This is a genomic window from Devosia geojensis (genome assembly GCF_000969415.1).
In the GTDB taxonomy this organism is placed as follows: domain Bacteria; phylum Pseudomonadota; class Alphaproteobacteria; order Rhizobiales; family Devosiaceae; genus Devosia; species Devosia geojensis.
In genome coordinates this window covers 22,698-34,624 of record NZ_JZEX01000052.1, presented here as the reverse complement: position 1 = coordinate 34,624, position 11,927 = coordinate 22,698, and the positions used below count along the sequence as shown (strand labels likewise).

Sequence of the window (11,927 nt, the reverse complement as noted above, 5' to 3'; positions counted from 1 at the left end):
CCCCCGACCCCTCCCCTCAAGGGGGAGGGGAGACGGTGCCCAACCCATTGATCTCGCGCAGGAAGAAATACTTATCCCCGCAGCTTGTGGCAGCCCCATACTCTTTCCCACCTCCCGCACGACGCGGTGTCGACGAAACGCCGGTGGGAGGGTCCGGGTCAGCGGGGGTCGCCCTGCAGGGTCCCGAGCCGGAGCGAGCCGGGCGGCTTACCTCCGCACCTGTTTTGCCGGGAGGCGGCTACGTAGCCATCCGCCCCCGCGCCCGTCACCCCCAGCTACGGGGGGAAATGCCCCAAGGGCCTGGCGGGTCAAGGCAGGTCGGAAAGCCCCTGGCGGTAATCCAACCGGCAAAGACCCACCATCCGGATGCGCGGGGCGGGCGAAAGCCTCCCGTTCTTTATATCGATAGGTTCGAGGCTCGAGACCGCCCCGCGCCGTTAGCCCGCAGCAAGCGGGAGACTTGAGGAGGAACCGTGAGGCCGCAGGCCGGGCGGAGGTTCCGCGCGCCTAGTGCTTCTCCAGCACCAGCGTCGACCAGTCCTTGCGGTCGAGGCGGTGGCGGAGCGTCATGCCTTGGCGGCCATAGGCGTTGATGACGCGGACCGCCTGGTGGCGCAGGATCCCCGAAAGGATCACCGTGCCGCCTGGCGCGGCGATCCGGCCCATGCCGGGGGCGAGCGCCACCAGCGGGCCGGCGAGGATGTTGGCGACGAGCAGGTCGTAGGGGGCGTTGTCGGTGATGGTGCGGTGGTCGAGCCCGGTCGCCTCGACCGGGAAGATCAGCTTGCCGACGCCGTTGGCCCAGGCGTTCTCGCGCGTCGTCTTGACCGCGACGGGATCGATGTCGGTGGCGATCACCGGGGTCCTGAGGCGCTTGGCGAGGGCGATGGCGAGCACGCCCGTGCCGGTGCCCACATCGAGCAGGAACTTGGGGCGGCGGCGCTTCAGCACCATGTCGATGGCTTCGAGGCACCCGGTCGTCGTCTCGTGATGTCCGGTGCCGAAGGCCTGGGCGGCATCGATGCGCATGGGCGTCAGCCCGTGCGGCACCGGGCCGGTCTCGTGGCTGCCGTAGACGTAGAAACCGCCGGCGACGACAGGGGCCAGTCCCTCCAGCGATCTGGCGACCCAATTGACCTTGGGATCGATCGGCTCGACGGAAAAATCGATGGTGCCGCCGAGCACTTGCCGGGCAAGCTGAGAAAACGATTCAAGATCGGGCGGGTGGTCGCAGGTCGCCTCGAAGTACCAGTCGCCCGTCTCCTCGTCCTCGTGGGCCGACGCCGTCAGCGCCAGATCGTCGCGCTCCATCACCGCATCGACGAGGGCATAGGCCTCTTGCTTGCTGAGCGGCGCGGTGAGCTGGTCGACGGGCATCTGGCGGAACCTCGGGGGCGATGCGCCTTGTTGCGCCAACTCCTGCCGCCAAGTCAACGGCTACCCGCGCGATGATAAACTTGTCCCCGCCGCAGCTGGCCGGCGCTATCGTGCCATCGAGGAACATGAGTCGCCGGAGGCGGAGAAATGTACGGATTGATCGGCAAGATGCTGGCGGCGCCCGGCAAGCGCGAGGAGCTCGTCGCCATTCTCATGGAGAGCACCGGCGAAATGCCCGGGTGCCTCAACTATATCGTTGCGCGCGATTCCAAGGACGAGAACGCCATCTGGATCAGCGAAGTCTGGGACAGCAAGGAGAGCCACGCCGCTTCCCTGCAGATACCTGAGGTCCGTGCGGTGATCGCCAGGGCGATGCCCATCATCGCCGGCTTCGCCGAGCAGTTCGAGACCGAGCCGGTGGGCGGGGTGGGGCTCTGAGAGGAATGGGCGGAATTGGCACGAAACTGGCATATCCACCGCCTGTCATCCCGGCGAAAGCCGGGACCCAGTAACCGCCGATCGCGCCAGTTGGCACGACAACTCCCACCACTCAGGGTCATCCCCGCGAAAGCGGGGACCTCCGTTACAGGGCTAATCAAGCAAAACAGAGGTTCCCGCTTTCGCGGGAATGACCCTGTGGAAGGAATGGGTTGGGGACACACGGCGGTCCAGCGGTTACTGAATCCCGGCTTTCGCCGGAATGACAGCTGGTGGGAAGGGACGAGAGGAGTTCAAGCCTTGCGGATAAAGCTGTCCAGCACCTTCTTGCGGCCCGCTGTCTCGAAATCGATGGTCAGCTTGTTGCCCTCGACGCCGCTGACCTTGCCGTGGCCGAACTTCAGGTGCAGCACCGTCTCACCCAGCTTGAAGGCCGAGCTCGATCCCGGATCGTTGACCGATCGCGCGACGAGCTCGCCATCGATGGTCATGGGGCCGGCGCTCTTGCGGCTGGCCTGCTGGCGCTGGGCGCGCTGCCAGCCGGGCGTTTCGTAGACGCTTTCGAACGGGTCCATCTTGTTGAAGCGGCTTGCCGTGGCCCCGCCATAGCCGTAGCCGCCATAGGACGAGCCTGTGTCCTTGACCTCGACGGCGTCCGCCGGCAGCTCGTCGAGGAAGCGCGAGGGCAGGGCCGATTGCCAGAGGCCGTGGATACGCCGGTTCTGCGAGAGGCTGATGCGGGCGCGCTTCCTGGCGCGCGTGATGCCGACATAGGCGAGGCGCCGCTCCTCCTCAAGCCCGGCGCGGCCGAGCTCGTCCATGGTGCGCTGGCTGGGAAAGAGCCCCTCCTCCCAGCCGGGCAGGAACACGGTGTCGAACTCGAGGCCCTTGGCCGAGTGCAGCGTCATGATCGAGACGGCGTCCTCGGCGTCGACCGTGTCGCGGTCCATGACCAGCGAGATGTGTTCGAGAAAGCCGCCCAGCGTCTCGAACTCCTCCATGGAGCGCACGAGCTCCTTGAGGTTTTCCAGCCGGCCGGGGCTGTCGGGCGACTTGTCGTTCTGCCACATGGCCGTGTAGCCCGACTCGTCGAGGATCTGCTCGGCGAGCTCGGCATGCGGGATGCCGCGGGCGCGCTCGCTCCAGGCGTCGAACTGGCCGAGAAGCTCGCGCAAGGTCGTCCTCTGCTTGGGCTTCAGCTCCTCGGTCTCGATCAGCATGCGGGTCGCGGCGGTCAGCGGCGCATTCTGGTGGCGCGCGGTCTCCATCAGCGTGCGGATCGTGGTGTCGCCGAGCCCGCGCTTGGGCACGTTGACGATGCGCTCGAAGGAGAGGCTGTCGGAGGGGTTGGCGACGACGCGCAGATAGGCGATCGCGTCGCGGATTTCGCGGCGCTCATAAAAGCGCGGGCCCCCAATGACGCGGTAGCTGAGGCCGAGGGTGATGAAGCGCTCTTCGAACTCGCGCATCTGGAACGAGGCGCGCACCAGGATCGCCATGGAATTGAGCGGCTCGCTCTTGCGCTGGAACTGCTCGATCTCCTCGCCGATGCTGCGCGCTTCCTCCTCGCTGTCCCAAACGGAGGTGACCGAGACGGTCTCGCCCTTCTCGGCGACGTCGGTCTGCAGCGTCTTGCCCAGACGGCTCTCGTTGAAGGCGATGAGGTGGCTGGCGGCGGAAAGGATGTTGCCGGTCGAGCGGTAGTTGCGCTCGAGCTTGATGACCTTGGCGCCGGGAAAATCCTTCTCGAAGCGCAGGATGTTGTCGACCTCGGCGCCGCGCCAGCCATAGATCGACTGGTCGTCGTCGCCGACGACGCAGAGATTGGCTTCGCTGGCGGGCTTGCCCTGCGCGAGGAGGCGAAGCCAGAGGTACTGGGCGACGTTGCTGTCCTGGTACTCGTCGACCAGCATGTACTTGAACCGGCGATGGTATTCGGCCAACACGTCCGGATTGTCGCGGAAGAGCCGGATGCATTCGAGCAGCAGGTCGCCGAAGTCGGCGGCGTTGAGCACCTTCAGCCGCGCCTGATAGTCCGCATAGAGCTTGCGGCCGCGCCCGTTGGCGAAGAACCCGGCGTCGGCTTCCGAGACGTCACGGGGCAGCAGGCCCCGGTTCTTCCAGGTGTCGAGCATGCCGGCGAACTGGCGGGCCGGCCAGCGCTTCTCGTCGATGTTCTCGGCCTCCAGCAGCTGCTTGATAAGGCGGATCTGGTCATCGGTGTCGAGGATGGTGAAATCGGATCGCAGGTCCACGAGCTCGGCGTGACGGCGCAGGATCCGGGCCGAGATCGAGTGGAAGGTGCCCAGCCACGGCATGCCCTCGACCGAGGAGCCGACGAGCCTGGCGATACGCTCCTTCATCTCGCGGGCGGCCTTGTTGGTGAAGGTCACCGAGAGGATTTCCGCGCCACGGGCGAGGCGGGTGGTGAGGATATGGGCGATGCGGGTGGTCAGCACGCGCGTCTTGCCGGTGCCGGCGCCGGCCAGCACCAGCAGCGGGCCTTCGGTCGTCAGCACGGCCTCGCGCTGCTCGGGGTTGAGCCCGTCGAGGTACGCGGGGTCGCGCCGGCCGAGCTGGCTGGTGATCGGGCCCGCTGGCGGGCGGTCGAGCGAGGGCACTCCGGGCATTGGCGTCCTTCGATTACCGGCAGCCAAGGGGGAGGGCCGCGGCTCTTGACGAATCTCATTTTGTTCTCATCGCCAATATAGGCGGGGATGGCGACGATGTATAGGACGGCGGCGCTGTCATGGAACCGTCATCCCACGTTCATCCCAGCGTCTTGCCCGGTGCCTAATCGGGGTTGCCTCGTTCGAGGACGAACACGACAGGGGGACCCCAATGCGTCAGACGAAACGCATCGCCGCGCTTGCCGCGGCGCTGCTCGCCGGCACGGCCAGCGCCGGTGCCGAGCAATATTTCAACCGCATCGCCAGCTTCCCGGTGGCGCTCAACACGCCCGATATCGAGCCCGGCTCGCAGGAAAATTCCGCCGAGATCATCTACGCCACCGAAGACGGTATGACGCTGATCTATTCCAACGCCCTGGTCGGCGGCATCGGTTTCATCGACATCACCGACGCGACCGCGCCTCAGCCCGGCGGCTTCCTTGCCCTCGACGGATCGCCGACCTCGGTCACCGTCATCGGCGACAAGGCGCTGGTCACGGTCGACACCACCGAGGACTTCACCCAGCCTTCCGGCTACATGTCGATCGTCGACATCGCCAGCAAGCAGATCGAGACGACGTGCGACCTCGGCGGCCAGCCCGACGCCATCGCCAAGAACCACGACGGCACCATCATCGCCATCTCGATGGAGAACCAGCGCGACGAGGACGTCAATGACGGCGCCATCCCGCAGCTGCCGAGCGGCAACATCACGTTCTTCGACGTGGCCGAGGGCGGCGCGGTCGATTGCGGCACCATGCGGGTGACGGACATCACCGGCCTCGCGGACATCGCCCCGGAAGACGCCGAGCCCGAGTACACCGATTTCAACGGCGCCAATGCGCTCGCCGTCACGCTCCAGGAGAACAACCACATCGTCATCATCGATGCGGTCTCGGGCGAGGTCACCAGCCACTTCTCGGCCGGTTCGGTGACGCTCGAGAACATCGATACCAAGGAAGACGGGCGCCTGAGCTTCACGGATACCCAGGCCGATCGCCTGCGCGAGCCCGACGCCGTGCAATGGATCGACAACGACCGCCTGGTCATCGCCAACGAGGGCGACTGGAACGGCGGCTCGCGCGGCTTCACCATCTTCCACAAGGACGGCACCGAGCTCTACGAAAGCGGCCCGTCGATGGAATACGAGGCGGCGCGTCTTGGCCACTATCCGGAAGGGCGCTCGGACGCCAAGGGCGTCGAGCCCGAAGGGATGGAAGTCGGCACGTTCGGCGACACCACGTTCATCTTCGTCAATCAGGAACGGTCCTCGCTCGTCGCCATCTACAAGGATACCGGCGCCGATCCGGAATACTGGCAGTCGGTTCCCTCGGGCGTCGGTCCCGAGGGCGCGTTGGCCATTCCGTCCCGCAACCTCTACGTCACCGCCAACGAGACCGACCTCAGCGTCGATGGTCTGGCCGGCGCCCATGTGATGATCTTCGAGCTGCAGGACGTCGACCAGCCGAACTACCCGCAGATCATCTCCGAAAATGACGAGAGCGGTCTGCCGATCACCTGGGGGGCTCTCTCCGGCGCCGTGGCCGACGCCGACAATCCGGGCACCCTCTACGTCGTCAGCGACAGCGCCTACTGGAACCAGCCGGCGATCTACACGGTCGATGCCACGCAGACCCCGGCCCGGATCGTCGCCAAGACCGTGATCACCCGCGATGGCGAGCCGGCCCAGAAGCTCGACCTCGAAGGCATCACCCAGGACGGCGAAGGCGGCTTCTGGCTGGCGTCCGAGGGCGACACCGGCGAGCTCGTGCCGCACGCGCTCTTCCACGTCAACGCCGATGGCGAGATCGAGGACGAGATCGCTTATCCCGCCGAGCTGCTGGCCAACGAGATCCGCTCCGGTTCGGAAGGCATAGCCGCGATCGGCGAGGGCGACGACATGACCCTCTGGATCGCCATCCAGCGCGAGTGGAGGGATGACGAGAAGGGCTTCGTCAAGCTCGTCTCCTACAAGCCCTCCACCGAGGAATGGGGCGCCGTGCGCTATCCGCTCGAAGCTGCTCCCGAAGGCGGCTGGGTCGGCCTCAGCGAGATCACCCTCCATGGCGACCATGTCTATCTCATCGAGCGCGACAACCAGATTGCCGACAACGCCGGTCTCAAGGCCGTCTACCGCGTACCGGTGAGCGAGCTGGTGCCCGCCGCGCTCGGCGGCGAACTGCCGACCGTCACCAAGGAGCTGGTGCGCGATCTCATCCCCGATCTTGAGGCCAACAACGGCTACGTGGTCGACAAGGTGGAGAGCCTCGCCATCGCCGCCGACGGCACGGCCTATGTCATCACCGACAACGACGGCGTCGACGACAGCTCGGGCGAGACCTTCTTCTGGTCGTTCAAGATCGACTGACCGCCGTTCCGCTCAAACAGTGCGGCCGGGCTTCATAGCCCGGCCGTTTTATTGACCGCTGACGCAAGCGTGATAGACCCGGCCACGGGCAGGCCGCATTCGTGCCGTCGTGGCAGGTTTGGCGGGGTTGCGCAGGCCGGGGGCTTGCCTACACTTGCCGCGTGAGCAAGAAGCATCAGCAGTGTTGAACCGCATCTACATCGTCGTCGGACTCGTCGCGATCCTCGTTCTGGTCGCCGCTTTCGTCGTCCCCCGATTCGTTGCGTGGGGAGACTACCGCGACCGTATGGAGGAGCTCGCGTCCGGCGTGCTCGGCGCCGAGGTCACCATCCTCGGGGACATCGATTTCTCGCTGCTGCCGCAGCCGCGCCTGCAGTTCTCCGAGGTGGTCGTGGGCGACCTCGAGGAGCCGGCGGTGACCGTGGCCTCGGTCGAGGCCGAGTTCTCGCTGATCGAGTTCCTGCGCGACCAGTACCGGCTGACCAGCCTGGTGCTGGCCCGGCCCGTCGTCGATGTCACCATAGACGAGAGCGGACTGATCTCCACCGGCATGGCCTTCGCACGCGAGCCGGAGACCGCGAACGTCTCGCTCCAGCAGACCCGCATCCTCGATGGGCGTCTGCGTGTGCTCGACATCAGGTCGGAGCAGACCGCGACCTTCGACGATATCGACGGGGAACTGCGCCTTTCCGCTCTCTCCGGTCCCTTCCAGTTCCAGGGGACGACGGCGCAGGGGGATGCGCGCTATGGCGTGCGCTTCAACACCTCCGCGCCCGATGGGCAGGGCAACAGCCGTCTGTTTGCCCTCATCGAGACGCGCGAGCGGGGGTTCTCGCTCACCGCCGAGGGCAATTTTACGCCGGGCGTCGCGCCGCGCTTCGACGGAAGCATGACCTACCGGCAGGCGCCGGCAGAGGCTGCCGCCGCCGAGGAGATTCGCGGCGACATGGTGCTGGAGAGCCGCGTGCAGGCGAGCACCGACCGGCTGGTGCTTTCCGGCTATACGCTCCTGCCCGACGAAAACCGGCCGGGCACGCGCCTTACGGGTGCGGCGAGCGTGCAGCTTGGCGCGCGCAACAGCTTCGATGCGGTGATCTCCGGCGGTGTCTTCGCCCTGCCGCCGCGGGACGCGGCCGAGGATGCCGCCAGCCAGCCCTATGAGTTGGTGCGCCTGCTCAAGGAACTGCCGGCGCCGCCCTTGCCGCCCATTCCGGGGCGGGTGGGCGTCGACCTTGCCGAAATGAACCTGCGCGGCTTTTCGCTGCGCGAGGTGCGGGTCGATGCCGAGACCGATGGTGAGGTGTGGCGCGTCGGCCAGTTCATCGCACGGTTGCCGGGCGACACCGAAGTGCGCGGCAACGGCGGATTGACGGTCGAGGCCGGGCGGCCGGGCTTCACCGGTTCTGTCTCCGTCGCGGTGTCGCGGCTCGATGCGCTGGCGCTGCTGTGGCGACGGCCGGCCGAGGACAATCCGCTCTTCAACATGCCGGCGGCTTACCGGGCTCGCGTCATCCTCGGTTCGGACGCCCTGGCCCTGACCGACGGGGCGCTCACCCTCGACGGGCAAAGCCATCGCGCCGACCTGCGCATCGGGTTCGGTGGCGAGCCGCGGCTCGATGTCGTCGGGCGGTTCGGCAATCTCGATGCGGGCGACAGCAACGCGCTGCTGGCCCTCGTGCCGGACATTGGCGGCACAGGCAATTTCGGCGCCTCCTTCCCGGAAGGGAGCTTCGCGCTCGAGGCGGCGTCTGCCGATATTCTCGGTCTTGCGGGCGAGGCGCTGGTGGCGCAGGGCGACTGGTCGGCCTCGGGGCTTGAGTTCGATCGGCTGGCGGCGCGCGACCTCGGCGGTGTGGAGTTCGATGCAGTTCTCGACGCACGCGGCACGATCGCAGAGCCTGTCGTCTGGGGGCGCAGCAATATCTCGGTGCAGACGGGAGAAGCGCCCGGACTTGTGCGGGCGTTCGATGCGCTCGGCGTTCCCGAAAGCTGGCGGCAGGCGCTCTCGGCCTCGCTGCCGGCAACTCTCGTGCTCGATCTTGCCGAGCCCGATGCCGGAGGCAGGCAGGCGCTGGAGTTCAACGGCACGGCGGGCGCGGCCAGGATCAGCGGATCGGCGCAGCTCGGCGAGGGACTGACGGGTCTCGCACGCGCACCGATCGAGGGGCGCATGTTCCTCGAGGCGAGCGATGCCGGCGGACTCTCCCGCCAGCTCGGGCTCGGCGAGGAGGGCATTTTCGGGGATGTCACCGACATGTTCGCGGCGGTCAACGTCTCGGGTGTTCCCGCTGACGGATTGCGGACGCAGGTCAATCTGAGCTCGGGAGCCGAGAGCATCGGCTTTCGCGGCGAGATCGCCCTCGCCGGCGAGGAAATCCACGGCAGCGGCACGGTGGAGCTCGATCTTGCCGATATCGGCGGCGTTGCGCGCGTCGCCGGCGGCCGGGACCTCTCGCTGCCGCAGGTTTCGGGCACGGCCGGAATCGTGTTCGAGGGCATGCGGCTATTGCGGCTTAGCGATATCGAGGGGCATTCGGGTGATGCCGGGTTCAGCGGCGAGCTTTCCATGTCGCGCACCGGGGCCACCACGCAGGTTGCCGGCGCCATCTCGCTCGAGCAGGCGAGCGCCGAAGGTCTCGCCGTCTCGCTCTTTGGCCGTTCGGGCCTGTTGCGGTTCGACGACGGCCCCGTGCCGGACGGCCCCCTCGTCATCGACGAGACGCCCTGGCAGACGCGCGGCAGCGTCGCGATCACCGCGCCGCAGATGACGCTCGCCGACCAGCCCTGGTTGACCGACGCCAGTTTCGAGCTGACATGGGACAGCAGACGCCTGCGGTTGGCGAGCTTCGAGGCGCAGTTGGAGGGCGGCGGCATCCTTGCCGACGTGACCGTCTGCTGCGCCGGTCCGCTCGCCGAAAAGACCGTGAGCGGGCGTGCGACCCTCAGCGATCTCGATCTCGCCCGGGTGCTGCCGCCGGCCGTTTCGCGCTCGCTCGCCGGAACCGTCAGCGGGGGCGTGCGCTTCGAAGGGAGCGGGGCGGACCTGCGCGCCGTTGCCGGCACGCTCTCCGGCGAAGGGAGCTTCTCGGTCGCCGGCCTCACCGTCGACAGCCTTGCGCCCGAAACCTACGAGACCGTGGCCGGGCTCGATGATATCCTCGATATGGAAGCGGATGCCCTAAGCAACGTCATCCGCATGGCGCTCGATGTCGGACCCTTCCGTGCCGAGACGGCGGATGGAGCCTTTACCATCGCCGGCGGGGTGGCGCGGCTCGCCAACCTCAGCGTGGACGGGCAGGGCGCGCGGCTTGCGGGAGGCGTCGACGTGGCGCTCGACACGCTGGGGCTCAACGGAGCCTTCACCATGACGCCGCGCGGCTTCGTCGACGAAAGCGGGATGATCGGCGCCGATACGGCGCGCATCACCTCGCGCCTCTCGGGCACGCTGCTGGCACCGGAACGCGCCCTCGATCTCGACACGATGGTCGCCGCCATCCAGACGCGCGCCAACGAGATCGAGGTGGAGCGGCTGGAGGCGCTGCGCCTCGAAGACGAGGCCCGCCAGCGCGCCGCTGCCCAGGAGCGCAACCGGCTGATCGAGGAGCAGATGCGCCAGCGGGCGGAGGAGCTTGCACGCCGGGCCGCCGAGGAGGCCGCACGCCAGCGGCAACAACAACAGCCGCAGCCGCCGCCACAACAGACCCCGCCGCAACCGCAGCCTCAGGCGCCGACATCCCCGACGGGGCCGCTGGTGCTGCAGCCCGGTTTCCAGCAGGGGATCAATACGCCAATTCTGCCGGGACCGCTGGTGCAGCAGCCGGTCAATCAGCCGTTGGGCGTACCGCTCAACTGATTTCGCCGGCCTGAGTCCGGTACCAGTCGAGCACGGCAAGGCGTACGGCCGAGGACAGGCTCACGGTCGTGCGTTCCTCGTCGATCTTCTGAATGATCTGGGGCAGGGAGAGCTCGCGGCTCCGGGCCATGGCCTCGAGCCCGGCCCAGAACTCGGGCTCGAGCGCAAGGCTCGTGCGGTGGCCGGCGATGCTGAGCGAGCGCTTTTCCAACGCGCGGAGGCGTCAGGGCTTTTTGCGGAAGGCGTCGAGGCTGACGACCTTCTCGCCGGGCTGGCCGGGCGCATCCTCCGGCCCGTCGTCGGGAGCGTCGTCCGCGCGTTCGTCTGCGGCCTCGTCGTCGCCGGCATCCGACGGCTCCCCGAGATCGTGGAACTGCATGCCCGTCTGCACCGACGGATCGAAGAAGCCCTTGAGGGCCGCAAAGGGGATGACGAGCATTTCCGGCTGGCCGTCGAAGGAAAGGCCCACCTCGAAGCTCGTCTCGTTGACCTTGAGGTCCCAGAACTGGTTCTGGAGGACGATGGTCATCTCCTTGTCGTACTGGTCGAGCAGCTTCTGGGAGATGCGCACGCCCGGTGCGCGGGTGACGAAGGTGATGAAGAAATGGTGCTCGCCCGGGAGCCCCGCCTTGGCCACTTCCGCCAGCACCTTGCGCACGACGCCGCGCAGGGCCTCCTGGGTCAGGATGTCGTAGCGGATGAGATCTTCGGCCATGGCGCTTCCGGGTATGCGAGAATCCAGTGAGCCATATCAGCCCCAGCCCGCTCCGGAATTCAAGGAGAAAGCGGCAAAACACCGGGGAATTGAAGGATAGAGTGCAGGCTTCTGTTGCCAGGTGCCTGCGAACCCCGCCTTCCACCTGCTAGAGCGGAAGGGCTTTTAAACGAGGCTATCGCGCCGCATTACGCAGCGAGACGGGCCTCAGCATAGTTGTCGTTGGCAACTATTAAGGATGGCCTGATGACGGTAGTGCCATGCCGAGCGAAAACACACCCTTTACGCCCTCGTCGATCCTATTTCGTCCCCATTGGCCGGCCAACGCCGGAGAAGTTGGTGGAGACGCCGGGTACCGCCCCCGGGTCCGAAAGGTTTATTACGATGGCCATTTATCGCCATAGCCGTTGCCGGCAGGTCCAATATAGGCATCCGGCCTGCCGGATGCAAATACCCTCGAGGGCACTTCCACGGCTTCGTGGGGCGAGCGCCGGTGGCGCTCGCTTG

The 11,927-nt window shown here is 67.0% G+C and carries 7 protein-coding genes and 1 other RNA gene; 3 read left to right on the top strand and 5 right to left on the bottom strand.

What is annotated here, in order from left to right:
• Nucleotides 1-507: 507 nt before the first annotated feature.
• Nucleotides 508-1,377, bottom strand: a complete 870-nt coding sequence (locus VE25_RS04215) for a 50S ribosomal protein L11 methyltransferase (protein WP_046107346.1) — start codon at nt 1,375-1,377, stop codon at nt 508-510.
• A 147-nt stretch (nt 1,378-1,524) separates the two neighbouring features.
• On the opposite strand from VE25_RS04215, the gene VE25_RS04210 reads away from it, so the two are divergent.
• The gene (locus VE25_RS04210; protein WP_046107345.1) at nt 1,525-1,815 is read left to right on the top strand and encodes a putative quinol monooxygenase; all 291 of its coding nucleotides are present in this window, start codon (nt 1,525-1,527) and stop codon (nt 1,813-1,815) included.
• Between the two features lie 293 nt (nt 1,816-2,108).
• On the opposite strand, the gene VE25_RS04205 is transcribed toward VE25_RS04210, so the two are convergent.
• On the bottom strand, nt 2,109-4,445 hold the full coding sequence (locus VE25_RS04205; protein ID WP_046107344.1) for an ATP-dependent helicase: 2,337 nt from the start codon (nt 4,443-4,445) through the stop codon (nt 2,109-2,111).
• Between the two features lie 211 nt (nt 4,446-4,656).
• Here VE25_RS04205 and VE25_RS04200 point away from each other — a divergent pair, with 211 nt between their 5' ends.
• Together VE25_RS04200 and VE25_RS04195 are read left to right on the top strand one after the other, a co-directional pair.
• Nucleotides 4,657-6,852 (top strand): esterase-like activity of phytase family protein, encoded by a 2,196-nt coding sequence (locus tag VE25_RS04200; protein WP_046107343.1) that lies wholly within the window; start codon nt 4,657-4,659, stop codon nt 6,850-6,852.
• Nucleotides 6,853-7,033: 181 nt separating this feature from the next.
• Nucleotides 7,034-10,705, top strand: coding sequence for an AsmA family protein (locus VE25_RS04195; RefSeq protein ID WP_160299947.1), 3,672 nt, complete (start codon nt 7,034-7,036; stop codon nt 10,703-10,705).
• On the opposite strand, the gene VE25_RS04190 is transcribed toward VE25_RS04195, so the two are convergent.
• From VE25_RS04190 to ssrA, 3 genes are all read right to left on the bottom strand, one after another.
• On the bottom strand, nt 10,698-10,916 hold the full coding sequence (locus VE25_RS04190; RefSeq protein ID WP_046107341.1) for a ribbon-helix-helix domain-containing protein: 219 nt from the start codon (nt 10,914-10,916) through the stop codon (nt 10,698-10,700). The two genes, VE25_RS04195 and VE25_RS04190, sit on opposite strands and share 8 nt — an antisense overlap.
• Nucleotides 10,917-10,928: 12 nt before the next feature.
• Entirely contained in the window at nt 10,929-11,420 is a 492-nt protein-coding gene (locus tag VE25_RS04185; RefSeq protein ID WP_046107340.1) for an SspB family protein, read from the bottom strand.
• Nucleotides 11,421-11,520: 100 nt separating this feature from the next.
• Nucleotides 11,521-11,874, bottom strand: a transfer-messenger RNA (tmRNA) gene (gene ssrA / locus VE25_RS22200).
• Between the last annotated feature and the right edge of the window lie 53 nt (nt 11,875-11,927).